This window comes from Nocardioides halotolerans DSM 19273 (assembly GCF_000422805.1).
Taxonomy (GTDB): Bacteria; Actinomycetota; Actinomycetes; order Propionibacteriales; family Nocardioidaceae; genus Nocardioides; species Nocardioides halotolerans.
In genome coordinates this window covers 146483-172155 of sequence record NZ_KE383924.1, presented here as the reverse complement: position 1 = coordinate 172155, position 25673 = coordinate 146483, and the positions used below count along the sequence as shown (strand labels likewise).

Below are 25673 nucleotides of genomic sequence, written 5' to 3'. Positions count from 1 at the left end.
TGGGGAGCACGCGCTACCGTGACCAGCCGTGACCCCCCTCCACCGGTGGGGTTGCGGCGCGCAAGGAGCGCGGGAGAGAACAGGTAGAGCAGTCAGTGGCACACAAGTTGGTGATCGTCGAGAGCCCGGCGAAGGCCCGCACCATCGGCGGGTACCTCGGCCAGGGCTACGTCGTCGAGTCCTCCATCGGCCACATCCGCGACCTCCCGCAGAGCGCCGCCGAGACCCCGGCGAAGATCAAGGACAAGCCGTGGGGGCGGCTCGCCGTCGACGTCGACAACGGGTTCGAGCCCTACTACGTCGTGCCGCGTGACAAGAAGGCGCACATCTCCAAGCTCAAGACGCTGCTCAAGGACGCCGACGAGCTCTACCTCGCCACCGACGAGGACCGCGAGGGTGAGGCGATCGCCTGGCACCTGCTCGACGAGCTGAAGCCCAAGAACATCCCGGTGCACCGGATGGTCTTCCACGAGATCACCAAGGCTGCCATCCTCGCGGCGGTCGAGAACCCCCGCGAGATCAACGACGACCTCGTCGAGGCCCAGGAGGCGCGGCGCATCCTCGACCGCCTCTACGGCTACGAGGTCAGCCCGGTGCTGTGGAAGAAGGTCATGTCCGGCCTGTCCGCCGGCCGCGTGCAGAGCGTGGCCACGCGGCTCGTCGTCGACAAGGAGCGCGACCGGATGGCGTTCCGCGTCGCGTCCTACTGGGACCTCGAGGGCACCTTCGACGCCGGCGCCGACAAGGAACCGCGGATGTTCCCGGGCCGGCTCCACTCGATCGACGACCAGCGCGTCGCGAGCGGCTCCGACTTCGGCGACGACGGCCGGCTCAAGGACAAGAAGGGCGGGCGGGTCCACCTCGACCGCAGCGCCGCCGAGGGGCTGGTGCGGGCGCTCGACGACACGACGTTCGACGTCCGCTCGGTCGAGGCCAAGCCCTACCGTCGCCAGCCCTACGCGCCGTTCCGCACCACCACGCTCCAGCAGGAGGCGAGCCGCAAGCTCGGCATGTCCGCCTCGGTGACGATGTCGGTCGCGCAGCGGCTCTACGAGAACGGCTTCATCACCTACATGCGCACCGACTCGACCACACTGTCGAGCACGGCGGTCGAGGCCGCCCGGTCCCAGGCCCGCGAGCTGTACGGCGCGGAGTACGTCCCGGCCGAGCCGAGGGCCTACGCCAGCAAGGTCAAGAACGCCCAGGAGGCGCACGAGGCGATCCGTCCCTCCGGCGAGTCCTTCCGCACGCCGGCCGAGACCGGGCTGACCGGCGAGCAGTTCCGCCTCTACGAGCTGATCTGGATGCGCACGGTTGCGTCACAGATGAAGGACGCCGTGGGCCAGTCGGTCTCGGTGCGCCTCGGGGGTGCGGCCTCCGACGGCCGCGACGTCGTGTTCTCGGCGTCAGGTCGCGTGATCACCTTCCACGGCTTCCTCAAGGCCTACGTCGAGGGCACCGAGGGCGGCAAGCGCTCCGACGACGACCAGGTCCCGCTGCCCGACCTCCACGAGGGCGACCCTGTGTCGGCGGCCGCGCTCAACGCGCTGGGCCACGAGACCAAGCCGCCGGCGCGCTACACCGAGGCCACGCTCATCAAGGAGCTCGAGGACCGCGAGATCGGCCGCCCGTCGACGTACGCCTCGATCATCGGCACGATCCTCAACCGCGGCTACGTCTACAAGAAGGGCACGGCGCTGGTGCCGGCGTGGCTGGCGTTCTCGGTGATCCGGCTGCTGGAGGAGCACTTCCCGCGCCAGATCTCCTACGAGTTCACCGCCGGCATGGAGGACGTGCTCGACGAGATCGCCGCCGGCAACAAGGACCGCGTCACCGAGCTGGCCGAGTTCTACTTCGGCTCCGAGCGGGTGCAGGGCCTGCACGACCTCATCACCAACCTCGGCGAGATCGACGCCCGCGAGCTGGCGACGTTCCCCATCGGCGACCCCGAGCTGGGCATCAACCTGCGCGTGGGCCGCTACGGCCCCTACCTCGAGGGTCCCGACGACGAGGGCAACCCGGTCGGCAAGCGCGCCAACGTGCCCGACGACCTGCCGCCCGACGAGCTCACGGTCGAGAAGGCCAAGGAGCTGTTCGCCAACCCCGCCGGCGAGGAGATCCAGCTCGGGAACCACCCCGAGACCGGGCTCGAGGTGGTGGCGAAGAACGGCCGCTACGGTCCCTACGTCACCGAGGTGCTGCCCGACGACGCGCCCAAGAACGCCAAGCCCCGCACCGGGTCGCTGTTCAAGTCGATGTCGCTCGACACGATCACCCTCGACGACGCCCTCAAGCTGCTGTCGCTGCCGCGCGTGGTCGGGGAGGACCCCGAGTCGGGCGAGGAGATCACCGCCCAGAACGGCCGCTACGGGCCCTACCTCAAGAAGGGCACCGACTCCCGCTCGCTGACGTCCGAGGACCAGCTCCTCACCATCGAGCTCGACGAGGCGCTGCGGATCTACGCCCAGCCCAAGCAGCGCGGGCGAGCCGCTGCCGCGCCGCCGCTGAAGGAGCTCGGCAACGACCCGGTCTCCGGGCAGCCGGTGGTGGTGAAGTCCGGGCGGTTCGGCGAGTACGTCACCGACGGCGAGTACAACGCCACGCTCCGCAAGGACGACTCCGTCGAGTCGATCACGCTCGAGCGCGCCGCCGAGCTGCTCGCCGAACGCCGCGAGCGCGGCCCGGCGAAGAAGGCGGCGAAGAAGGGCGCCAAGAAGACGGCGAAGAAGACGACCAAGAAGACCGCGAAGAAGGCTCCGAAGAAGAGCTGAGTCAGGTCTCGTTGAGCCGGCGCATGACCGGCGTCGACAAGATGCCGTGCACGAGCACCGACGCGACGATCGTGAAGGCGACCGTCGACCAGAGCGGGTCGGCCGCCAGCACGGAGTCCTCCTTGCCGGCGTAGGCCAGGTAGTAGATCGAGCCGACGCCGCGGACGCCGAAGAAGGCCACCGCCCAGCGCTCGCCCCGCTCGAGGCACGGCTCGTCACCCGGACGGCGCAGTGACATCGAGACCCAGCCCGCCAGCGGGCGGATGACGGCGATCAGCCCGAGCCCGATCGCGACGCCCCACCACTCGAGCGCGCTGAGCAGCCCGCGGGTCAGCGCGATGCCGAGCACCAGCAGCACGAACAGCGTGAGCAGCCGCTCCAGCCGCTCGACCACCTCGTGCATGGCCGCGTGGTAGTCGTGCGAGCGCTCGGCGGAGCGGAAGGTCATCGCGCACACGAACACCGCGAGGAAGCCGTAGCCGTGCACCACCTCCGCGACGCCGTACGCCGCGACGAGGGCAGCGAGCGACATCAGCGACTCACCGCGCTCGGCGACCCGCAGCGCCTCGCTGCGGGACCGGAAGGCCAGCGCGGCCAGCGCCCGGCCCACCACGAGGCCCGCGACCACGCCGACGAGGACCTTGCCGAGGAGGTACCACCCGACCCACTCGAAGCCCCAGTGCCACACCGACCCCTCGGTGGCGACCAGGATCGCGAGGTAGACGAACGGGAACGCCAGCCCGTCGTTGAGCCCGGCCTCTGACGTGAGCGAGAAGCGCACCTCGTCGTCCTCGTCGACCTCGTGGTCGCCGGTCTGCGGACCCGCGACCTGCACGTCGGAGGCGAGCACCGGGTCGGTCGGCGCGAGCGCGGCGCCGAGCAGCAGCGCCGCGGCCGGGGCCAGGCCCGCCAGCCAGCCGAGCAGCGCCACCGCGCCGATCGTCAGCGGCATGCCGATCGCCAGCAGCCGCCAGGTGACGCCCCAGCGCGCCCAGCTCGCGCGGTCACGGGGTCGCAGCGGCCGGTCGATGGCCAGGCCGACGCCCATCAGTGCCACGATGACGACGAGCTCGGTCACGTGCTCGATCGCGGCCCGGTTGTCCTGCGGGTCGATCGGCAGGCCGTCGGGCAGGGGCGTGAGGCCGATGAGCATCCCCACGCCGACCAGCACCATGGGGGCCGAGATCGCCCACCGGTGCAGCAGGTCGGGCAGGACGACGGCGAGGAGCAGGCTCGCGCCGGCCACGAGGTAGACGAGGTCGGCGGTCACCGCTGGCGGGTACCCGACTCAGTCGGGACGTAGCCACGCGGTCGCCCACGGGCCGAGCACCAGCGGGTCGGCCCGGGTGCCGGTGAGCACGTCGGTCCCGCGCACCCCGGGCAGCGACACGGACTCGCCCGTGACGTTGGTGACGCACCGCAGCTCGTCGTCGGTGCCCTCGCCGCGCACCAGGGCGAACACCCGGTCGTCGAGCCGCTCGACGCGCTGGCTGCCGAAGGGGTCGAACGCCGCGTGCTGCCGGCGTACGTCGAGGAGGTGGCGCAGCCCGTCGAAGACCGCCCGCCGACGCGGGTCGTCGCGCAGCTCGGTCGCGAGCCGGTCGGCGTCGAGCACCGCGCGGTTGATCCGCCGGTTGATGCGGCTGGTCACCATGCCCTCGAGGTCCGGTGGCGAGCCGACGAGCGAGTGGTAGTAGATGGCCGGGATGCCGAGGAAGCTCAGCAGGATGCTGTGCGCGGCCAGCGCCTTCGCGGCGACCACCTCGTGGTCGCGCGCCTCGGCCACCGTGCAGAGGGCGTCGAGGTAGCTGAGGTTGAGCTCGTAGACGGTGCGGGAGCCGTCGCCCCGGCTCGCCCACGAGACCCGGCCCCCGTGGGCACGGGTGCGCTCCACCAGGGCCTCCCTCTCGGTGTCGTCGAGGATGCCCTCGGTTGCGCGCAGCCCGATGCCGTCGTGGCTGGCGAGGAAGTTGAACCACGTGGCCGTCTCGCTCACCGGTCCCACGCCCTCGGCCCACGCGCTGAGGCGAGCGGTCGACCCCGCGACGAAGGAGTGCAGCACCAGCGGCGGCAGCGCGAACTGGTAGACGAGGTTGGCCTCGTCTCGGCCGTCGCCGAAGTAGGCGATGTTCTCCGCGTGCGGCACGTTCGTCTCGGTCAGCAGCCGGGCGCCCGGCGCGACGTGGTCGACGAGGGTCCGCCAGACCTTGATCACGGCGTGGGTCTGCGGCAGATGCAGGCAGGTGGTGCCCGACTCCTTCCACAGGAACCCGATCGCGTCGAGCCGCACCGCCGAGGCGCCGTGCGCCAGGTAGCCGAGCAGCACGTCGGTGAGCTCCGCGAGGACCTCCGGCCGGCGGGCGTCGACGTCGACCTGGTCCTCGCCGAACGTCGTCCACGCCCAGGCCTTCGAGCCGTCGGTGCGGGGATAGGCGTGGAACAGAGGTGTGGTCCGCGGCCGGACGACGCGCGAGTCGTCGAAGTTCGGGTCGCGCTCGACGTAGAAGCCGGCGTACGCCGGGTCGCCGGCGAGCCAGCCGAGGAACCACGTGCTGGCGCTCGAGGTGTGGTTGGCCACGAAGTCGAACATCACCGCGTGGTCGCGGGCGAGGTCCTCGACGTCCGCCCAGGTGCCGAGGGACGGGTTGACCGCGCGGTGGTCGACGACCGCGAACCCGTCGTCGGACGTCCACGGGAACATGGGCAGCAGGTGCACGTCGCTCACGACGTCGCCGACGTGGTCGCGCAGGAACGCCGCCAGGGTGTGCAGCGGCGTCTCGCCGCGCCGCCGGATGCCGTCGCCGTACGTGATCAGGCACGTCGTGCGCTCGGTGGCCCTCTCGACCTCCCGCCCACCCAGCCGGCGCCGGTAGGACTCGGCCATCGCGACCAGCCGCTCGGCGAGCCCGGCGTGCTCCCCGGGGTAGAGCGGGCGGAGCAGGGCGTCGACTCGGGCGCGCAGGTCGTCGGCGCTCACGTCGCTGCCTCGTCCTGGGCCAGCGCCGCCCCCGCCCTGACCTCGGCGAGGGGGAGCGGCTCGGCGAGGCCGCCGTCCGCCAGCAGGTCGCGCACCGCAGCCAGCCCCCACTCGTCGAGCTCGCAGATGCGGTCGGAGAACGAGCGCAGCCCGCCGAAGCGGCGGGCGGCACCGGCCCACCGCTCGCGCTGGGAGTACGACGGCCGGGCCACGACGCAGTCGGGGTCGTTGACCCACAGCCGGCCCTGCTGCCAGGCCCGGGCGGCGAGCGGCATCAGTCCGCGCAGCCCGGTCGAGCCGTCCTCGCCTCCTTCGTGGAAGGTGTCGGGGGAGACCCGCATCGCGTCGACGAGCCCGACGCTGGGCAGCAACGGGGCGCCGCAGCCGACGAGGTAGACGTCGGGCCCGACCGCCTCGCGGACCAGCTCGAGCGCGGAGCGGTAGGCCGCCTCGCCGCTCAGCGCGCCGGCGTAGAGGAAGTCGAGCTTGAGGTAGTCGATGCCGTGGCCGACCAGTCGGTGCAGGTGGCTGGCGAGCAGCTCCCTCACCGCTGGGTGCGTCAGGTCGAGGCCGGCCAGCTCCTGGCCCCAGTTGCGTCCCGCCGGGCCGGTGAGCCAGTCGGGGTGCTCGCGAGCCAGGGTCGTCTCCCTGCCGACGAGGAACGGCGCCAGCCAGAGCCCAGCACGCCGCCCGCTGCCGCGGATCGTGTCGACCAGGCCGGCCAGGGAGCCGAAGCCGTCGGACTCCACCAGCCCCTCGCCCAGGCCAGGGCTCCAGCCGTCGTCGACCTGCACCACGTCGACGGGGAGGTCGAGCCGCTCGAGGTCGCGGAGGTTCTCCACGACGTCCGCCGCGGTGACCTGCTCGAAGTAGCGGTACCACGAGCACCAGACCCGGGGTGGTGCGGTCGGCCTCCCGCCCAGCTCGGAGGCGTACGCCGCGAGGGCGGTCTCCGCGTCGGGGGCGGTCGTGGTGTGCACCGGACCACCGGCCTCGACCACGACGTGGTCGGCGACCAGGCGCGCGTGCAGCGTGGGGACCCGGACCGGGTCGGTCGCGCCGTAGAGACGCACGGGCTCGCCGCGACCGGGGTCGACGACCAGCAGGCCCTCGCCCTGCAGCCCGTCGGTCGCGACCGGCGTCCCGGGGCGGAACCGCATCAGGTGCTGCCACTCCTCCGTCGGCGCAGGACCGGTCGCGCCGGCGGTGTGCCACGCCGCCGGGCTCCAGCTCTGCCAGCCCTCGGCGTAGACGCGCGCGGAGGCGGGATCGACCGGGATCTCGTCGACGACCTCGCTCATCGGCCGACCTGCACGGGGAGCCCGCCCTGCTCCGCCGATGCGCGGGCCGCGAGCACGAGGCGCACGGACTCGGCGGCGTCGGCCGCGGAGTTCTCCGGTTCGCGCCCCTCCTCGACAGCGCACATGAGCTCGCCCATCGCCGCGGCGAAACCGTCGACGAACCACGCCCCGGTCAGCGGCACCGGCCGGGTCGCCGAGCCGTCGTCGAGCTCGAGCCGGTCGGAGTCGAGGAGGACGCTCCCGCGCAGGGTGCCGGTGGTCCCGTGCACCCAGAACGGGCAGCCCGGCGCGCTGGCGACGTTACTTCCCGTGATTCGGACCGTCGCGGTCGCGCCGGAGGCGGTCCCCATGGTGAGGGTGGCCGACCACGGGTTGCGCGCCTGGTCCGGCTGGCCCGGCACCCGGCTGTCGACCGCTTGCACCGTCACCACTGGTCCGGCCGCTCCGTCGCCCAGCCAGCCCCGCGTGATGTCGACCCAGTGCAGGAGGTAGTCGGTGAGCAGCATGTGCGGGACCTCGTCGAACGGCGTGCCGGCCAGGGGCGGCAGCGGCTTGTCGTGGAGGTGGGTGACGCCGACGACCGCGCCGATCGCGCCCTCGCGGACGAGCAGGGTCGCGGCGCGCCAGGGTGGCGCCCACCGGCCGTTGTGGTTCACCGCCACCCGCACGCCGAGCTCGGCGGCCCGCGCCAGCACGGTCGGCAGGGCCGCGAGGTCGGTCGCGGAGAGCGTCAGGGGCTTCTGCGCGAGCACGTGCTTGCCCGCCTCGACCGCGGCCTCGATCCAGGCCAGCCGGCCGTCGGGTCCGGTCGCGATGTCGACGTAGCGCACCTCGGGGTCCGCGAGCAGCTCCTCGGCGCTCGCGTAGACGCGGCCCACGAACGGGAAGCGCTCGCGCACGCCGGACGTCGTCGCGGCGCTGCGGCTCCACACCCCGGCGACACCGACGCCGTACTGCTCGTAGGCCGGCAGGTGGGCCGACTGCGCGATGCTGCCGCACCCGAGGATCGCCACCCCGGTCCGGGCGGCGGGGTCCTCGGGGAAGCGCGGCGCGGTGTCCGGCGCGTCCGGAAGGTCCGGCATCACGCCGGCTCGGGTGCGGCCTCGAAGCGCAGCACGGACTGGAGGACGTCCGGGTCGCCGCGGTCGAGGCGCGCGAAGATCGCGGCCACGTCGGCGGCCTCGACGACGTCGGTGACGAGTGACCGGACGTCGACGCGACCGGTGCGCACCTGGTCCATGAACGTGCGCACCAGCCGGGGCTGGTCCCAGCGTGGGCCGAGCGAGACGGGCGTGCCCGAGATCTGGCTGGCGACGATCCGCACCCGGTTGTGGTGGAACTCCTCGCCGAGCCGGAGGTGCTCGGCGCCACCCTGGTAGAAGCCGGAGGCGACGACGGTCCCGTCGACCACGACCGACCGGACCGCCTCGTGCAGCGCACGGTCGCTGCCGCTGAGCTCGATCGCGGAGTCGACCCCGCCGCCCGACCGCGCGCGCACCACGGCGCCGGCGCCGCCGTCGGCGTCGGCCCGGACCACCTCGGCGGCTCCGCAGCGCAGCGCCGCGTCGAGCCGGGAGCGCACCGTGTCGACCGCCACGACCGTGGCGCCGGCGAGGACGGCGAGCCGGGTGGCGAGCAGGCCGATCACGCCCTGGCCGAACACCGCGACGCGGTCGCCCAGCCGCACGTCACCGGCGAGCACGGCGTTGAGCGCGATGGAGCCGACCCGCGCGAACGTGCCCGAGACGGGGTCCTGCCCGGTCCAGACCCGCTCGCGCACGGCGGCCGCCGGCACCACCGCGTCGCTGCGGTGCCCCCAGATGCCGTGCACGACCTCGCCGACCAGGTCGGCCGGCGCGTCCTCGGCCGCCTCGACCACCTCGCCGACCTCGGAGTAGCCCCAGCCCGAGACCGGGTAGGCGAAGGTCGGGGCGCCGTCGACGAACAGCCGTCGCTCGGCGTCCCACGTGCTCGTGAGGTAGGGGTTCGACCCGCGGTACGCCGTCAGCTCGGTCCCGGCCGAGATGCCGGAGTACCAGGTGCGGATCCGCACCGATCCGGGTGCGAGCGGCTGCGCCTCGCACGGCACGAGCGCCACCTCGCCGGGGGCGGTGAAGGACACGATCTCGGGCACGGCGCTCACCCCTTCTCGGCACCGGCGGTGAGCCCACCGGCCAGCCAGCGCTCGCTGAGGAAGAAGAGCGCGATGATGGGCAGGGTCAGGATGACCGAGCCGGCCATCAGCACGGTGGTCGGCACCTCGATGCTCCCGGAGAGCTGCGAGAGACCGAGCGAGACGGTCCAGTTGTCGCGCTTCTCCACGAGGAAGAGCAGCGCGAAGAGGAACTCGTTCCACGCGATCATGAACACGAACAGCGCGTTGGAGGCGATGGCCGGCATCGCCAGCGGCAGGCTGACGTGCCGCATCGCCTGGATCCGCGTGCAGCCGTCGATGGCCGCCGCCTCCTCGAGACTGGCCGGGATGGTGTCGAAGTAGTTGCGCAGCATGTAGATCGACACGGCGGCCACCTGCGCGACGTAGACGACGAGCAGGCCGGTCAGCGTGCCGCGCTGCTGGATGCGGGTGAAGAACACGAACAGCGGGATGGCGAGCAGGATCGCCGGGAAGAAGTAGATCCCGAGGAAGAGCGCGCCGATCTGGCGGCGCCCGAAGAACTCCAGCCGGCTCACGGCGTACGCACCCGGGATCGCCACGATCAGGGTCAGCACCACCGTGCCGATCGCCACGATGAAGCTGTTCTTGATGAAGTTCAGGAAGCCCTGGCCGCCGTCCGCCTGAGACGCGAGCACGTCGCGGTAGGTGCCGAGCTCTATCTCGCCCGGCTTCGGCCACAGCGCGCCGGGGTCCTGGAGCACCGACTCGAGCGGCCGGAAGGACAGCAGCACCATGTAGTAGAACGGGAACAGGGTGATCACGAGCAGGAAGACGATGACCAGCGGCCGGAGCACCCCGAGCACCCTGCGCTCGAGCGCGTCCCTCGACATCGAGCTCATGCGACCTCCTCCGGCCGGCCGAAGAGCTTGAGGTAGACCGTCACGAGCACGGCCAGGATCGCGGCGAGCACCAGCGCCTGGGCGGCCGCGGCGCCGATGTCGCCCCGGTTGATCAGGTAGTCGTAGACGCGGACCGCCACGACCTGGGTGCCCGAGCCGCCGCCGGTCAGCAGGTAGATGTCGTCGAAGTTGTTGAAGGTCCAGATGAAGCGGAGCACGGTCAGCACCGCGATCGTCGGCAGCAGCTGGGGCAGCACGATGTGGCGGAAACGCTGGGACGGCGTCGCGCCGTCCATGGTCGCGGCCTCCTCCAGCGTGTCCGGGATCGCCTGCATCCGAGCGGTGAGGAAGAGGAACGCGAACGGGAAGGAACGCCAGCCCTCGAACAGCACGACGGTGACCAGCGACATGCTGACGTGCAGGTCGAGCCCGAACGGCGAGATCGGCCGGCCCGAGCTCAGGAAGGCGATCGGCTCGTCCCACCCGAGCAGCGTGGTCCCGTAGTGGTTCACGACCCCGAACTGGGGGTTGAGCATCGTGCTCCAGACGAACGTCGCGGCCACCACCGGCGCGACGTACGGCACGAGCATGCAGGCCCGGACCAGCCCGCGGCCGCGGAACGGCCGGCGCAGGGCCAGTGCCGCGACCAGGCCCAGCCCGATCGCGCAGGCGGTGCCGGCCACCGAGTAGACGAGGGTGGTGATCAGCGCGTCCACGAACCCCGGCGAGGTCAGCACGTTGTCGAAGTTGTCGAGGTTGAAGTCGCCGATCAGCCCGGTCCGGCGCAGGTTGAGCAGCCGCACGTGCTGGAAGGCGAGCGAGAAGGTCCAGAGGATCGGCAGGACGACCATCGTGAAGACGATGACCAAGGTGGGTGAGATCAGGAGGTAGCCGGTGCGGCGGTCCTCACGGGACCGGGCGGAGCGCCCCCGTCGGACGGCGGGGGCGCTCCTGGTGTCGCTGACGGTCACAGCGAGTCGGCGGCCGCGCTGATCGCGTCGGCGGCCTGCTTCACCGCGTCCTCGGCGGAGGTGCCGTTGGCGACCTCGTTGACGGCGTTCGCGACCGGCTGCTCACCCTGGATCGCTCCGAGCAGGTCGCCCTGGCCCTGTGGGATGGCCCAGCGCTTCAGGGTGTCGGTGCCACCGGTCAGCGCGTCGATGACGTCCTGGCCGTAGAAGTCCGACAGCGGCGCCTTGGTGTCGACGCCGACGTCCATCGCGGCCCACGCGTCGGCGTACGTCGTCGAGTCGGCGGAGTCGCCGGCGCGCACCGGGATCTTGCCCTCGGGAGCGATCGCGATCCACGGCTCGTAGCCGTCGGTCATCATGTACTCCACGAACTTCTGCGCCGAGTCGCTGGCCGCCTCGGCCGGGATCGTCCACGACGTGATCTCGCCGAACGTCGCCGGCTCGTCACCCGACGGTCCCTGCAGGGCGGTCACGACGCCGCTGTTCTTGGCGAGGTAGGACGGGTCGTCGGCGCACTCCGCGCACGTCGGGAGCGCGTCGTTCCGAAGGCCGGCGAGCTCGTCGAGGATGAAGCTCGACCAGATGAGCATCGCGGCCTGGCCGGCGAAGTACGACGCGCGCGTCGTGTCGACGTCCTGCGCGCCGCTCACGGAGTAGTCGGTCTGCAGCTGGCCGTAGAACTCCATGGCCTCGACGCACTCGTCGCTGTCGAAGGTGACCTCGCCGTCGTCGTCGACCAGCTCGCACCCGTTGCCGAGCCCGATCTCCTCGAAGGTCTGCTCGGTGAACGCGTCGCCCGCGACGTTCGCACCGACGAAGCCCGCGACGTCCGAGCTGTCGAGCGCCTCGGCGGCCGCGAGCACGTCGTCGTAGGTCTCCGGAGCGGCCAGGCCGGCGTCGTCGAATAGGTCCTTGCGGTAGAGCAGCAGCTGCACCCACGACTCGCTCGGCACGGCGAGGGGGGTGTCGCCGTCGGCGGTCAGCTCGAGCGCGCTCTCGCTGAACGTGTCGGAGCCGAGCTCGTCCAGCACGCCGGCCACGGCGTCGGTGTCGATGAGCTCGTTGCCCGACAGCGTGCGGATCTGTCCGAGGGGGATGCCGCCCATCACGTCGGGCAGGTCGCCGGCGGCGGCGTTGGAGGTGAGGATCTGGTTGAACTGGTCCTCCGCGACCGCGACGAGGTCGACCTTGATGCCGGTCTCCTTGGTGAACGCGTCGACGATCGTCTGGGTGGCCGCGACCCGGTCGGGCAGGTCCTCCTCGATCCAGACCGTGATCGACTTGCTGTCGCCGTCGCCTCCGTCGCCCCCGTCGTCGTCGGAGCTGCAGGCGGCCAGGGAGGCCCCCGCGATGGTCGCGGTGGCCAGGAGCGCGGCGGCCCGAGCGCGGCGCGTGCGGTGTGTGGTCATGGAGCCTCCGTGGGTGGTGGTCACACTTTTGTCCAGACACTGGACCTATGTCACCCAACTGTCAAGCATTTGATGTCCAATCGCTACGCATCTGGCTACGATGGGCCCCGTGCCCACCGGACCCGGCGACATCCTCGACCTGATCCGGCACGGCCGCGCCACCACGCGCGGAGACGTGCTGGAGGTGACCGGGCTGTCGCGGATGACCGTTGCCCAGCGTCTCGACGCCCTGCTGGGGGCCGGGATGGTCGTCGAGGGCGAGACCGGCCAGGCGACCGGCGGCCGAAGGCGGCGCAGCCTGTCGTTCAACACCTCGCAGTCGCGGGTGCTCGCGGCCGCCGTGGACACCACGCACACGCGGATCGCGATCACCGACCTCGGCGGCGCCGTGCTGGCGGACACCGAGATCGACGTGACCGTCGAGGCCGGCCCGTCCGAGGTCCTCGACCGGATCTCGTCGAGCATGGTCGCCCTGCTCGACAAGCAGGACGTCACCCCGGGCGACCTGTGCGGAGCTGGGCTGAGCCTCCCCGGGCCGGTCGACCCGGTATCCGGTCGGCCGAGCCAGCCGCCGATCCTGCCCGGGTGGGACGCCTACCCCGTGGCCGAGCACCTCCAGGCCGACCTGCCCGGCGTACCGGTCCTCACGGCCAACGACGCGGACGCGGCGGCTCTCGGGGAGTACGCCGCCGGGCACGCCGGCGCGAGGTCGCTGTGCCTGGTGAAGGTCGCGACCGGCATCGGCACGGGCATCGTGATCGACGGACGCTCCTACTCCGGCGCGGACGGCGGCGCCGGCGACATCGGGCACGTGCGGGTCTCGCCCAACTCCGAGGCGCTGTGCCAGTGCGGCATGCAGGGCTGCCTCGCCGCCGTCGCGAGCGGTCGCGCGGTCGCCCGCGAGCTCACCGCGCTTGGCCACCCGGTCTCGTCGGGACGAGACGTGGGAGAGCTGCTCGCCGCCGGCAACGCCGACGCCGCCCGGCTGACCCAGCAGGCCGGCCGCCGCATCGGCGAGGTGATGGCGACGGTGGTGTGCCTGCTCAACCCCGAGGTCGTCCTGATCGGCGGCGCGATGGCGTCGGCGCCGCTGCTCGCCGGGATCCGCGAGACGCTCTACCGCATCGCGCTGCCGCGTGCGACCCGGCACCTCGCCCTCCAGCTCGGGTCGCTGGGTGAGGACGCGGCCGTCGTCGGCCTGACCCGGATGGTCGTGGACCACGAGTTCTCCGCCGAGGCGGTCAACGCCAAGCTGCGGTGAGTCGCTGGTCGAGCTTGTCGAGACCTCCGCAGGATGGGCTGCGACTGTCAGGGTCGGGTTGGGTGCCTTCCCTGCGGTGGTTTCGACTCGCTGTCGCGAGTTCGTTCCTCACTCGCGACGCTCGCTCAACCTTCGCGAGCCCCCGTCTTCCGCTCGTACCTCGCGGCCGGCTGCTCGCTCGCCCGCCGCTGGTCGAGCTTGTCGAGACCTCCGCAGCGTGGGCTGCGACTGTCAGGGTCGGGTTGGGTGCCTTCCCTGCGGTGGTTTCGACTCGCTGTCGCGAGTTCGTTCCTCACTCGCGACGCTCGCTCAACCGGGATAACTCAAGCCGCGAGCTCGTCCCTCGCTCGCGGCTCGTTTATCCCCACCAGAACGCTGTGGCGATGATGCCGTAGAGCGCGACGAGGGACGCGCCCTCCAGCCAGGTCGACTCGCCGTCGAAGGCGATGAACGCCGCGAGGATGATCGCGAGCAGGAGCGAGACCACCAGCATCGGGCTGAGCACGAGGGTGAGCGTGGCCAGGCCGAAGACCTGCGACACGATGACGAGCACGGGCGCGAGCACCAGCGCGATCTGGATCGGGCTGTTGAGCACGATGGAGAACGCGTACTCCGAGTTGCCGGCCGCCGCGAGCTGGATGCCGACGACGTTCTCGACGGCGTTGCCGGCGATGGCCACGACGACCAGCCCGGCGAAGGCCTCGGAGATGCCGACGGAGTCCATCGTGGGCTCGAGGGCGACCACGAACCAGTCGGAGACGAACGCCGCGCCCGCACCGGCCACGGCGAGGATCCCGATCGCCAGTGCCATCGGCCACCGCGGCGGCTCGTGCCCGGCAGGCTCCTTCTTCGGGTCGTTGGCGTCGCGGCGCAGCGAGAACGGCAGCGACAGCGCGAACAGCATCAGCAGCACCACCGAGACGATCGCCGAGAACGTCTTCTCGTGCTCGGAGGCAGGGGCGTGCACGAAGTGCGCGAGCGACGGGATCACCCAAGCGGTCACCGAGAGCAGCATCAGCACCACGATCGTGCGCGCGCGGTCCGACCCCAGCTGCTGCGGCCCGTGGCGGAGCCCGCCGACGAAGAACGCCAGGCCGAGCACGAGCAGCAGGTTGGCCAGGATCGAACCGACGAGGGCGCCCTGCACGACGCCGACCAACCCCGCCTTGAGCGAGAAGATGCAGATGAACAGCTCCGGCAGGTTGCCGAGCGCCGACTGCAGCACGCCGGTCGCGCCGGCGCCGAACCGGTCGCCGAGCTGCTCCACCGAGCGCCCGACGAGCGAGGCCAGCAGGCAGATCGCCCCGGCGGCAAGGAGGAACGCGAGCACCGAGTTCCAGCCCGCGAAGTGCGCGGTGCCGGACAGCAGGACCAGCACCCCGGCCCCGCCCACGACGATCCTGTCGGAGCGGATGAAGGTGGGGGAGGACGCGGCTGACGGAGCAGCTGGAGCGGTGGCCGGCATGGCCGGCACGCTATCGGGCCGGTGGGGCGCAGAGCCGGGTGTCGAGGTGGTGTTGGACGTGTCGGCACCGCCCCGTAGGTTCGGCGCGTGGACCTCCCCGCGACGTACGCCCGCACCGGCGTCTTCGTCTGCTTCGAGGGCGGTGAGGGCTCCGGCAAGTCCACCCAGGCGCGCCTGCTGGGCGAGCGGCTCCGGGCCGCGGGACACACCGTGCTGCTCACCTTCGAGCCCGGCGACACCGAGGTCGGCAAGGAGCTGCGCCGGATCGTGCTCAGCCCCGAGACCGGCGAGCTCTCCCACCGCACCGAGGCGCTGCTCTACGCCGCCGACAAGGCCGAGCACGTCGACACCGTCGTGCAGCCGGCCCTCGACCGCGGCGAGGTCGTGATCACCGACCGCTACGTCGACACCCTGCTCGCCTACCAGGGCTCGGGGCGCGAGCTCCGGATGGCCGAGGTCGAGGAGGTCGCGCGGTGGGCCACCCACGGCCTGCGCCCGCACCTCACCGTCGTCCTGGACGTCGACCCGCGCGAGGGGCTGGGCAGGTTCGAGGGTCGCGACCGGATCGAGGCCGAGGGCCTGGAGTTCCACGACCGTGCGCGGCGGTCGTTCCTCGAGCTGGCCGCGGCCGACCCCGACCACTACGTCGTCCTCGACGCGCGGCTGCCGGTCGACGAGATCGCCGCGGCCATCGACGACCGGCTCGCGCCCCTCCTGGTGGCGCCGTGACGGTCTGGGACGACCTGGTCGGCCAGCGCCGGGTGACCGAGGCGCTGCGCGGCGCGGCCGACGGCCACGGCATGAGCCACGCCTGGCTGTTCACCGGGCCGCCGGGGTCGGGCCGATCCAACGCCGCGGTCGCGTTCGCCGCGGCCCTGGAGTGCGTCCACGGCCCCGGCCCGGAGGCCGGGTGTGGCGAGTGCCACGAGTGCCACACGGTGCTGGCCGGCTCCCACGCCGACGTGACGATGGTCCGCACCGAGAAGCTCTCGATCGGCGTCGACGAGGTCCGCGACCTGGTGCGCCGGTCCGCGCTGTCGCCGGCCGGCCGGCGCTCGCAGGTCTTCATCGTCGAGGACGCCGACCGGCTGACCGAACAGGCCTGCAACGCGCTGCTCAAGGCGATCGAGGAGCCGACCCCGCGCACGGTCTGGATGCTCTGCGCGCCGACCGTCGAGGACGTGCTCCCGACGATCCGCTCGCGGTGCCGGCTGGTCACGCTGACCACGCCGACCACCCAGGACGTCGCGGCGTTCCTCGTCCGCAAGCACGGCGTGCCCGAGTCGCTGGCGTCCTACGCCGCCCGCGCCAGCCAGGGGCACATCGGCCGGGCGCGGGCCCTCGCGCTCGACGAGAGCACCCGCAACCGCCGCCGCGAGGTCGTCTCCTACCCCGCGCGCCTCACCTCGCTCGGCGCCTGCATGACCGCGGCCGCCAACCTGGCCGAGGTGACGAAGGAGGAGGCCGACCAGCTCACCAGCGAGCTCGACGCACGCGAGAAGTCCGACCTCGACGCGGCCTACGGCGTCGTCGAGCGGGGCCGCCGGCCGCGGGAGTACTCCCCGGCCCTCTCCGCCCTCGAGCGCGGCCAGCGCACCCGCGCCAAGCGCCGCCACCTCGACATGGTCGACCGCGGGCTGATGGACCTGATGTCGGTCTACCGCGATGCGATCGCGGTCGCGACCGGCGCGCCCGGGGCGCTGGTCAACGAGGAGATCCGCGGCGACGTCGAGACGGTCGCCCGCACCTCGACACCGGAGCTCAACCTGCAGCGCATCGCGGCCATTCTGGCCGCGCGCGAGCAGATGCTGGAGTTCAATGTGCCGGTGGCCCTCGCCCTGGAGTCGATGATGGTCGCCCTCAGGGCTCCCGACCGGGCGCGCGGATGAGGGCGTCGCGGCTGATCGGCGGGCTGGTCGTCCTCGCGCTCGTGGCCGCCGTCGCGCTCGGGGTCGCCCAGAGCCTGCAGCAGGACGGCGACGGCACGGGCTCCGACACCGAGACGTCCGGACCCAGGGTCCCGGCGCCGACCCCGACGCCGCAGCCGGGCTCCAGCGAGCCGCCGCAGCCGGACCTCGCGCGGTTCTACTCCCAGCAGCTGACCTGGGAGCCGTGCCGCGGCGACTTCGAGTGCGCCACGCTCGAGGTGCCGATCGACTACAAGGACCCCGCCGGCGAGACCATCGAGCTCGCCCTCCTCAAGGACCCCGCCGACCAGCTCGACCAGCGTGTCGGCTCGCTGGTCGTCAACCCCGGCGGTCCGGGCGCGCCCGGCACGTCGTACGCCGAGAACTCCTCGTTCGCGTTCCGCCCCGTGCTCGGCGACCACTTCGACATCGTCGGCTTCGACCCGCGCGGCACCGGCGACTCCGACCCGGTCGACTGCATCTCCGACGCCGAGCTCGACGACCTGGTCGCGACCGACCCCGACCCCGACACGCCGGAGGAAGGGCAGGCCTACCAGCAGTCCTACGAGGCGTTCTTCCAGGGCTGCGTCGAGGGCTCCGACAGCCTCGTCGGCCACGTCACCACCGTCGAGGCGGCCCGCGACATGGACGTGCTCCGCGCCGCGCTGGGCGAGGCGCAGCTGCTCTACTTCGGCGCCTCCTACGGCACCAAGCTCGGCGCGACGTACGCCGAGCTGTTCCCCGACAAGGTCGGACGCTTCGTGCTCGACGGCGCGGTGGACCTCTCGATCGACTCGCGGCAGCTCAGCCTCGAGCAGGCCGGCGGCTTCGAGGTCGCGCTGCGCTCCTACGTGCAGGACTGCGTCGGCGACGACGGGTGCTTCCTCGGCGACAGCCTCGACGAGGGCCTCGCCACCATCCAGGACCTCATCGCGCAGGTGGAGGACAAGGCGCTGCCGACCTCGCTCGAGCGTCCACTCGAGGTCGGCAACGCGTTCTACGGCCTGGTGGCACCGCTCTACAACCGCGACTACTGGCCGATCCTCGACCAGGCGCTGGAGTCGGCGATCGACAACGGCGACGGGACGCTGCTGCTGCGCCTCTCCGACATCTACGAGTCACGCGACGACGACGGCACCTACTCCGACAACAGCGCCGAGGCGATCCTCGCGATCAACTGCCTCGACGACCCGTGGTCGATCACCGCTGACGAGGTCGCGGCGCAGCTGCCGGCGTTCGAGGCTGCCTCCCCGACGTTCGGCGACGTGTTCGCGTGGGGCCTCGTGTGGTGCCACGGCGTCCAGACCCGCGCCACCGACACGATCGGTGAGGTCGACGGCGCGGGCGCCGCCCCGATCGTCGTCGTCGGCACCACCCGCGACCCCGCCACTCCCTACCAGTGGGCGGTGCACCTCGCCGACCAGCTGGAGTCGGGCGTGCTGGTCAGCCGCGACGGCGACGGGCACACCGGCTACAACTCCGGCAACGACTGCGTCGACGAGGCGATCGAGGGCTACCTCGTCGACGGCACGGTGCCTCCCGACGGCCTCGAGTGCTAGGGAAGGCCGCGATCAACCCAGCAGCTTCGTCAGGCCCATCACGCTGCCGCGGGCGAGGTCGGCCCAGCTGAAGGCGTCGTCCCACAGCGTGATCCGGCCGTCGTGCACCTCGAAGGTCCCGCGCACCCAGAACGACGTCTCCCACTTTCCCTTGCGCAGCACGTCGGTGCGGTCGGTCAGCACCACGTCGCCGTTCGCCGCCGCGTGGTGGACGGTGATGTCGACGGTCACCCCGCGCTTCTCGGCGTCGAGGAGCAGGCCGCCGACCTTGCGGCCGGTGAACGTCGGCAGGCCGGTGTTCTTCCAGACGACGTCGTCGGCCAGCAGCGCCACCGCGGCCTCGGTGTCGGGCAGGGCCAGCAGGCGGAAGAACTCGCGGACGGTCTGCTCGGGGTCCATGCCTCCAGCGTAGACAGCCGTTGAAGGCCTGCCGGACGGCCCGCTAGACGGCCTGCGCGATCGACTGGATGCGCGCGGTGGCCAGCTCGATCATCAGCTGCGCGGCGGGCGAGAGGGTCGCACCCCGGCGGTGCACGATCGCGAAGTTGTCGTAGAGCCGCGGCCGGAAGCTCACCCAGCCGGCGTCCGGTGCCAGCCGGGGCAGCAGCTGTTCGGCCGCCCCGCGCGGGATGACCGAGTCGGCGAGCCCGAGGCCGACCAGCTCCACCGCGATCTCGACGTCCTCCACCTCGATCCGGGTCGGCGGGTTGTGCCCGGTCTCGTGCAGCAGCTGGCGCAGCAGGATGCGCGTGGAGTCGGTCGCGCGCCAGGTGGTCTCCGGCATCACCAGGCTCGCCTCGGACAGCCGCTTGGCGGTCATCGGACCGGCCAGCTTCTCTGGGTCGTTGCTGATGTAGACGACCTCGTCCTTCGCGACCGGGGTGATCTGCATGCCCTCGCTCTCGACGGAGTGGATCGCGATCATGGCCGCCTCGAGCCGGCCGCGCCGGAGGTCGTCGGCGACGTCGCTGGAGTTCTGGCCGATCAGCTCGACCCGCACGCCGGGGTAGCGCCGGAGCACGTCGGCGACCAGCCCCGCGCCGGCGTACAGCCGCGCCGTGCCGAACATCCCGAACCGGATCGTGCCGGTCTCGAAGGACTTCACCGCCTGCACCGCCCGCCGCGTCTCCTCCGCGGCGGCCAGCGTGCGCTCGGCGTGGGGGCGCAGGGTGTCGGCGACCGTGGTCGGCACGACGCCGCGCCCGACCCGACGGAACAGCTGGACGCCCAGCGACTTCTCGAGCGCCCGGACCTGCTCGGAGACCGAGGGCTGCGCGTAGCCGAGCTCCTCCGCGGCCCGGGTCAGCGACCCCTGCTCGTAGACGGTCAGGAAGCAGGTCAGCTGGTGCAGGGAAAGCATAGGACTCTCCTTGGGAAGGCACTGGAAAGTCAGGCTACCCCTATTGCTACCGGCCGGTCACACTTGAGGTGTACGGCAGCACTGACTCTCGCGAGCGACCTGAAGGGGGCCCCTCGATGTTCGACCACCACTGCACGGCGTGCGACAAGCGCCAGCTGATCTTCCCGAGCCAGGTCACCTCGCTCGTCAACACCGACCACGGCATCCTGGTCGCCTTCGAGTGCTGGTGCGGGGCCGAGCAGACCCTGGTCACCGGCCGCACCTCCGACCACCGCGAGCCCGTCGCCGCCTGAGCCTGGATCCACCGATCCCCGATGCCCGGTCCGTTTTGGACCGGGCGTCGTCGCGTCCGTAGACTTCCGCGGGTTGCCCTCGCGGCAGCGCGCCGCCTTAGCTCAGTCGGTAGAGCGATTCACTCGTAATGAATAGGTCGTCGGTTCGATTCCGACAGGCGGCTCCATGTTGATGTGTTACCTCGCCTGAGAGGTGACACGCGACCTTCGGTTTGGGGGGTCGTCGCGCGCTGGCTCGCCTCCGCTCCGCGTGTTGGTCTGCAAGAACTGCCGTGGGTGCCACGAGGTTTCTCAGTTGGCGGTCGTCAGCGGAGATCTGCGAAACCGCGGGTTAACGGCCTAGTCGCCGTTCGCGCCGGATCAGTGAATGCCGCCGTTGGACACCGTTCCGGGGCTACGTGCACCACTCTCGGGCATCACTCGAGCCGGTTTGGTGGAGGGTGACTTGGTGCTGCGAGGGTCGGGGAAGCCGAGGCTGGTGTAACCGGGTGCGCGCTTGGTGAGCGCTGCCGCGAGGACTGGAACCTCGACGTCGTGGTAGTCGTGCACTTCTGCAGTGTGCTTGCCTGGATGAGCTCGAAGGACCCGTCCGGCGTACTGCACGAGGCGTCCCTTGAACGAGATCGGCCCGGCCAGGAAGAGCGTGTCGAGTGCTGGACAGTCGAATCCCTCCCCGACGAAGTGGCCAGTGGCAACGACGAGCAATGGTGGGCCGTCATCGGAGGGGACCAGGCGCTCGGTCGCCCCTGCGCGTTGCTTGGCGCCCATTCCACCCTTGAGAACCACTGGGTCCAGCCCCTGCGCGGTGAGCGCTGCCGCGAGGTGGTCGACGTGGCCTGTGCGTTGGGCCAGGACCAGGCAGTGTCGTCCGCGCCCCAGGGCCTCGACCACATCGGCGAGGATCTGCTGGTTGCGGGCCCCATCCTCTGCGAGGGCCGTGTGGACGCTCGCGATTGCGCCCGGAATGGCGAAGTTGACCGGGTCCGACAACTGGAAGGCTGTGGGGTGGACGATGAGTACGGGGCGTGGCCGCTCGGCGTTGGCACCTTCGAGCGTGTCGGGGTCGGCGTGCACGAAGGTGTGGCGGACCGGGCCGAGTTGAAAGCCGATCAGGTCATCGAGGCCGTCACGCCGATAAGGCGTGGCGGTGAGCCCGACCCAGTAGCGCGCGGGGATGGCGCGGACAGCGGCCTCGAACGCGGCAGCCGGGACGTGGTGGCACTCGTCGACGATGACCTGGCCGTAGGCGCCGAGTTTCTCGGCGAGCTCGGTGCGGCGGGCGAGCGTCTGCAAAGTGGCGATGTCAACAATGCCGGTGAGCTTGGATCGGCCGCCGCCGAGCTGCCCCGGCTTGATGCCGAGGAGGTCGGTGATCTCGCGGCGCCATTGGTCGGCGAGCGTCTTGCGGTCGACCAGCACCAGCGTGGAAACGGTTCGCTGGGCGATGACTGCGCACGCCATGACGGTCTTCCCAGAGCCGGGCGGAGCGACCAAGAGTCCCAACTCGTGCGGCAGTACGGCCTCCACTGCTCCCTGCTGCTGCGGCCTGAGGTCGAAGGTCGGCGAGAGGTGCAGAGGAACTCCGGCGCCCCGCTGATCGTCGACCTCGACCTTGCTTCCGGCCCCCTCGATGAGCCGCGTCGAGGTGTCGCGTAGTCCGCGCGGGAGGACGAGGTGGTCGTCGAGCGTCTCGTCGTAGGAGGTGATGATGCGCGGGACGTTCCACGTCGATTGCCGGCGTCGCTGGCGGTCGTAGAACTCCGGGTTGTACGTCGAGGCGGCGTGCTTCAAGGTCGCATACAGCGAGGGGCTCAGCTCCGAGCCGGGAATCCGCACCGTGCCGTCAAGGCGCAGATGAACGATCGGTGCCGGATTCGGCTGGGTCTTGGTTGACCGGGCGGGCTGCGCGCTGTCGACACGTGCCCCGACCTTCGGCTCCTGGAGCGCCGAGGCGAGCTTTGTGACCTGCTTCGGGGTAAGGCGCTCCAAGGTGGAGAGGTACTCCCACTGGTCCACGAACGGCTCCAGCGTGGCCAGGTCGAGAAAGACCGTGGTGCCTTGCCTTCGTGACTTGCCGTGGAGCGGGGCCGCGATCAGGTTCCCAGGGCCCTGGCCAGGCAGCACGTCTTGGGAGGGAAAGAGCCTGTCATAGCAGCGAAGGTCCATCCGGCCACGGATGGCGATGGATTCGCGGACAAGAGCGGTCCCGAGTTGACGTGCGGTGGCAGCTGGCACGGGGCCGGTGAAGAAGATCCAAACGTGAGCGCCGATCCCTGACCGGGAAACCTCAAGCGCGGCAGGCGCGCCAACGGCTCGTGCCGCCTTCAGATAGGCGAGCGCGTCGAGCATGGCGGCCTGCCCGTCGAAGTCGGCAGCGAGCCAACAGGTCTGGTCGCCGGCGAGCATCGGATAGAGCCCGATGTGGACCTCGCCCGTCAGATGCGCGGTCAGGACCTCGGGCGTCAGTGGGAGGTGCCGCACGTCCGAGGCCGCGCGGCCCTTGCGCCAGCCGCCCTCGACGGCAGGCATCCACCCCGACTTGTTCGTGCGGGCGTTCTCCCAGCGCACGGCGTAGACGTCACGTCTTGCGCCGAACAACGCGGCATAGAACTCGACCTTGGCTCGCGAGGAGGAACGCCCGTCCACCGGACCCGGTGCCTTGTCGAACCACGCTGCCTGGGTGCCACGAACTGGAGCCGCCTCCGCGTCAGTCAGCTTGAGGAGCTTGCGCAGGCGGGCGTTCTCGGTCCGCAGGCTCTCCAGCTCGGCTTGCAGATCGCTCACGGTGTCAATCCTCGTGGTTCGGAGCCGAGGCCCCGTGGCCGATCACGCCAAGGCTGAGAGTAGGTCCTGCGCGAGGAGGCTGACCGAAGCCGAAACCGTGTCTGGCTGGCCGACTCCTTCCTCGGCGCGACCGGCCATCGTGGCACCGAGGGCGTCTGCGTTTGCGAAGAGTTGCTCCAGGTAGCCCAACGCCCGTGTTGTGGCCCCATGCGAGACTTCGTCAGCGTGGAGGCGCTGCATGCTCTTGGCGAGATCGTGAGTCTCGGTAGCCACCAGCAGTCGGTAGATGTCGTGCGCATCCTTGTCGTTGAGACGGTCGGGAGTGTCGACCCGTTCGCCCAGCTTGTGGAGCTTCGCCACGAGCAGTGCCGCAGAGCCTGCGACGTTGATGACGGCGCTCCGGCCGTCGCCGTTCAGCGAGTCGATGGTCATCGGTGACTGGTCGATGAGCGCGGCCTCCAGTCCGGCCGCCCGGCGTGCCGCGTGCTTGGAGTGGGGCGGGATGCGCGGACGCCGCGTCGGCTGCCGGAGCCAAAGGTGCTCAGGGACCATCAGATCGACGGGGATCCCGTTGGGCGAAATCCAGGCGCCGGGTTGCTGACTGACCGGGTTGAGAATGAAGCCCGCGCTGGTCATCGCCTCCTCGAGAAGGGGATCCTCACCAAGTTCGCGGGTGTCGATGGCGAGGTCGGAGTCCTTGGTTGCCTCGGCCAGGGCGAAGGTGGCGTTGCCTGTGCGTAGGTAGATCGCTTGGGCACCGATGAGGATCACCGATGCCTTGTGGGCTTCGAGAGCTGCGATCGCGTCGAGCAAAGCGGTACGTGCCTCAACGATCAAGTTGTCTGCGCCAGGCATCTGGGTTCTCCTTCATCCAGTCCAACAGGTATTCGCCTTCAGCAGGGTTTCGGCCGGGGCCGCCGAGTAGGTCGGCGACTGCCTGGCTGGGAGCAACGATGGTGATGTCTCTCCACTTCGATGTGCGCTCGAAGACAACGGGTGAACGCGGCGCCGTGAGGATGACGTTGGCGCCAGCATCGACGGGGCGCAGTCCAAGGTCCGACGCGAGTTCCAGTGGGTCGTCCGCGTAGATGAGGCCCAACCGAGCCTCGGCGTATGAGGCATAGGGCTGAGTGGCCAACGAGCCACTCACCGCGTAGCGCTGCGATGACGGCTGTTTGCCGAGCTTCTCGACGAGGCTGTCGAGCCCGCGCGGTTCGAGGAAGCCACGCGTCGTGCTGGTGTCGAGATATCGAGCGTCCTGGCCCCACCGCCGAAGTAGCTCGGGCCAGTCGACATCCGTGATCGGCCCACGTTCGCTGCGAGCGAGCAGCCCTTCACCGACGAGGTAGTCGCTGAGGCGGTAGGCGGCGCCGAGCGATGCGCCGGCCAAGTCGGCGAGTTCAGAGACGGAGTACGGCGGGACGAAGTCAGCCAGGGCACGGACGAGCCGGGCGGCAGGGAGGCCCTTCAGGCTGGTCGTCGGCCGTCCGGGACCCCGCCACGGATCGGCGCTCGCGCCTCGATCGGACAGCAGGACCAGCGGGTCTTCCGACATCAGGTACAGGTTTCCGGTGGCGTCGGCGTAGGCGATGCCCCGTTCTTGCAGCACGCGCTGCTGCTGGGTGCTGAGGTAGCGAGCGATCAGCATCGGCCGCATTCTGGCCGAGCTGTCGCCCTGCAGGGCGAGGAGTTGATTGACGGCGGGGAGCAGGTTGCTCGAAGCCAGGGCACGCTTGGCCGCGACGGCGTACGTCGCCACGGTGTTGCCTCCCCGCACGAGAGAAAGCCGAGCGTGCGGGCGGCGGGAGGCGGTGTTGGAGCCGTCCAGTCCGCCGGCCTCGGTCGTTGCCTGGACCGTCCAGCCCCGTGGGAGTGCGGCCTGGATCCTGGCAGCCGCCGTCAGCAGGACGTCTGCCTCGCTCTTGGGCTCATCGCCGTACCCTTCGGAAGGCAGGGTGAGCGTGCGTTGAACTCCAGCCATTTATCGATAATAGCCGAGTTCCGCACATCGTGGAAGATTGCTATTTTCGAGAAATTCATGAAGCTGGATCATGCAGTCCGCCGTTGTTGCTTCGGCTGGGGGAGCAGGTCGGTGACGTTCACCTCCTCCCGCCCCGGGCGCAACCGCGCGCGCAGGTCAGCGCACAGATCATGGCGGGATGCAGAGCGATTCACTCGTAATGAATAGGCGTCGGTTCGATTCCGACAGGCGGCTCCAGGAGTATCAACTCCCGTGAGCAAGTACGACGTGTTCCTCGCCGACTGCCCGGCGCGCACGACGCTCGACCTGGTCTCCGACAAGTGGTCGGTGGTGGTGGTCTACGGGCTGGGTGGCGGCCCCCGGCGCTACACCGACCTGCGCGAGCGGATCGGCGGCATCAGCAACAAGATGCTGACCCAGACGCTGCGCAGCCTCGAGAGCCACCATCTCGTGGAGCGGCGGGACCTGTCCACCGCCCCGGCGGGCGTGGAGTACCGGCTCACCGATCTCGGCGAGAGCCTCCTCGGCCCGATCTCGGTGCTCGCGCGCTGGGCCGAGGACCACGCCGACGACCTGCGCTAGGCACCCCGGGGTTCCCCACGGCCTCCTAGGGTGCTCG

General features: G+C 71.0%; 21 protein-coding genes and 1 tRNA gene. 8 read left to right on the top strand and 14 right to left on the bottom strand.

Going from position 1 to position 25673, the window contains the following annotated elements:
* The first annotated feature begins 95 nt into the window (after positions 1–95).
* Positions 96–2771, top strand: a complete 2676-nt coding sequence (topA, locus tag G514_RS0119315; RefSeq protein WP_028653086.1) for a type I DNA topoisomerase — start codon at positions 96–98, stop codon at positions 2769–2771.
* 1 nt (position 2772) lies between these two features.
* Here the strand turns inward: topA and G514_RS0119310 are convergent, their stop codons facing one another.
* From G514_RS0119310 to G514_RS0119275, 8 genes are all read right to left on the bottom strand, one after another.
* The gene (locus G514_RS0119310; RefSeq protein WP_028653085.1) at positions 2773–4041 is read right to left on the bottom strand and encodes a cation:proton antiporter; all 1269 of its coding nucleotides are present in this window, start codon (positions 4039–4041) and stop codon (positions 2773–2775) included.
* Between the two features lie 18 nt (positions 4042–4059).
* Positions 4060–5748 (bottom strand): alpha-amylase family glycosyl hydrolase, encoded by a 1689-nt coding sequence (locus G514_RS0119305; RefSeq protein ID WP_051247803.1) that lies wholly within the window; start codon positions 5746–5748, stop codon positions 4060–4062.
* A complete protein-coding gene (locus G514_RS27860) occupies positions 5745–7049 on the bottom strand; it encodes a glycoside hydrolase family 36 protein (RefSeq protein ID WP_084152241.1) in 1305 nt (434 codons plus the stop codon). Before G514_RS27860 ends, G514_RS0119305 begins: the two co-directional genes overlap by 4 nt.
* Positions 7046–8131 (bottom strand): Gfo/Idh/MocA family protein, encoded by a 1086-nt coding sequence (locus tag G514_RS0119295; RefSeq protein WP_028653083.1) that lies wholly within the window; start codon positions 8129–8131, stop codon positions 7046–7048. The genes G514_RS27860 and G514_RS0119295 overlap by 4 nt, the downstream gene beginning before the upstream one ends.
* The gene (locus G514_RS0119290; protein WP_028653082.1) at positions 8131–9183 is read right to left on the bottom strand and encodes a zinc-dependent alcohol dehydrogenase; all 1053 of its coding nucleotides are present in this window, start codon (positions 9181–9183) and stop codon (positions 8131–8133) included. Before G514_RS0119290 ends, G514_RS0119295 begins: the two co-directional genes overlap by 1 nt.
* Before the next feature lie 5 nt (positions 9184–9188).
* Positions 9189–10064, bottom strand: a complete 876-nt coding sequence (locus tag G514_RS0119285; protein ID WP_157545038.1) for a carbohydrate ABC transporter permease — start codon at positions 10062–10064, stop codon at positions 9189–9191.
* Entirely contained in the window at positions 10061–10915 is an 855-nt protein-coding gene (locus tag G514_RS0119280) for a carbohydrate ABC transporter permease (RefSeq protein WP_157545036.1), read from the bottom strand. The genes G514_RS0119285 and G514_RS0119280 overlap by 4 nt, the downstream gene beginning before the upstream one ends.
* Before the next feature lie 116 nt (positions 10916–11031).
* The gene (locus G514_RS0119275; RefSeq protein ID WP_028653079.1) at positions 11032–12444 is read right to left on the bottom strand and encodes an ABC transporter substrate-binding protein; all 1413 of its coding nucleotides are present in this window, start codon (positions 12442–12444) and stop codon (positions 11032–11034) included.
* A gap of 109 nt (positions 12445–12553) precedes the next feature.
* Here G514_RS0119275 and G514_RS0119270 point away from each other — a divergent pair, with 109 nt between their 5' ends.
* Positions 12554–13705 carry an ROK family transcriptional regulator gene (locus G514_RS0119270; RefSeq protein ID WP_245582275.1) on the top strand — a complete coding sequence of 384 codons (1152 nt, stop codon included), beginning with the start codon at positions 12554–12556 and terminating at the stop codon, positions 13703–13705.
* A gap of 358 nt (positions 13706–14063) precedes the next feature.
* Here the strand turns inward: G514_RS0119270 and cax are convergent, their stop codons facing one another.
* The gene (cax, locus tag G514_RS0119265; RefSeq protein WP_051247801.1) at positions 14064–15170 is read right to left on the bottom strand and encodes a calcium/proton exchanger; all 1107 of its coding nucleotides are present in this window, start codon (positions 15168–15170) and stop codon (positions 14064–14066) included.
* 87 nt (positions 15171–15257) lie between these two features.
* Here cax and tmk point away from each other — a divergent pair, with 87 nt between their 5' ends.
* From tmk to G514_RS0119250, 3 genes are read left to right on the top strand one after another with little or no spacing between them, the layout of a single operon-like run.
* A complete protein-coding gene (gene tmk / locus G514_RS0119260) occupies positions 15258–15899 on the top strand; it encodes a dTMP kinase (protein ID WP_028653076.1) in 642 nt (213 codons plus the stop codon).
* Positions 15896–17059: a DNA polymerase III subunit delta' gene (locus tag G514_RS0119255; RefSeq protein WP_028653075.1), complete on the top strand. Its 1164-nt coding sequence runs from the start codon at positions 15896–15898 to the stop codon at positions 17057–17059. Before tmk ends, G514_RS0119255 begins: the two co-directional genes overlap by 4 nt.
* Positions 17056–18636: an alpha/beta hydrolase gene (locus G514_RS0119250; RefSeq protein WP_028653074.1), complete on the top strand. Its 1581-nt coding sequence runs from the start codon at positions 17056–17058 to the stop codon at positions 18634–18636. The genes G514_RS0119255 and G514_RS0119250 overlap by 4 nt, the downstream gene beginning before the upstream one ends.
* Positions 18637–18648: 12 nt before the next feature.
* On the opposite strand, the gene G514_RS0119245 is transcribed toward G514_RS0119250, so the two are convergent.
* Both G514_RS0119245 and G514_RS0119240 read right to left on the bottom strand, forming a co-directional pair.
* Positions 18649–19035: a limonene-1,2-epoxide hydrolase family protein gene (locus G514_RS0119245; RefSeq protein WP_028653073.1), complete on the bottom strand. Its 387-nt coding sequence runs from the start codon at positions 19033–19035 to the stop codon at positions 18649–18651.
* Between the two features lie 43 nt (positions 19036–19078).
* Positions 19079–19996: a LysR family transcriptional regulator gene (locus G514_RS0119240; protein ID WP_028653072.1), complete on the bottom strand. Its 918-nt coding sequence runs from the start codon at positions 19994–19996 to the stop codon at positions 19079–19081.
* Positions 19997–20112: 116 nt separating this feature from the next.
* Here G514_RS0119240 and G514_RS30490 point away from each other — a divergent pair, with 116 nt between their 5' ends.
* Positions 20113–20289 (top strand): hypothetical protein, encoded by a 177-nt coding sequence (locus G514_RS30490; protein WP_157545034.1) that lies wholly within the window; start codon positions 20113–20115, stop codon positions 20287–20289.
* A gap of 91 nt (positions 20290–20380) precedes the next feature.
* Positions 20381–20456 (top strand) — tRNA-Thr (locus G514_RS0119230).
* A gap of 193 nt (positions 20457–20649) precedes the next feature.
* Here G514_RS0119230 and G514_RS27855 read toward each other — a convergent pair.
* Genes G514_RS27855 through G514_RS0119215 form a run of 3 tightly spaced genes read right to left on the bottom strand, consistent with a single transcriptional unit; the run spans position 20650 to position 25054 of the window.
* Positions 20650–23073 (bottom strand): DEAD/DEAH box helicase, encoded by a 2424-nt coding sequence (locus G514_RS27855; RefSeq protein WP_084152240.1) that lies wholly within the window; start codon positions 23071–23073, stop codon positions 20650–20652.
* 42 nt (positions 23074–23115) lie between these two features.
* The gene (locus tag G514_RS0119220; protein ID WP_028653071.1) at positions 23116–23928 is read right to left on the bottom strand and encodes a GSU2403 family nucleotidyltransferase fold protein; all 813 of its coding nucleotides are present in this window, start codon (positions 23926–23928) and stop codon (positions 23116–23118) included.
* Entirely contained in the window at positions 23900–25054 is a 1155-nt protein-coding gene (locus tag G514_RS0119215; RefSeq protein ID WP_051247799.1) for a hypothetical protein, read from the bottom strand. The genes G514_RS0119220 and G514_RS0119215 overlap by 29 nt, the downstream gene beginning before the upstream one ends.
* 252 nt (positions 25055–25306) lie before the next feature.
* Here G514_RS0119215 and G514_RS0119210 point away from each other — a divergent pair, with 252 nt between their 5' ends.
* A complete protein-coding gene (locus G514_RS0119210) occupies positions 25307–25636 on the top strand; it encodes a winged helix-turn-helix transcriptional regulator (protein ID WP_028653069.1) in 330 nt (109 codons plus the stop codon).
* Positions 25637–25673: the final 37 nt, after the last annotated feature.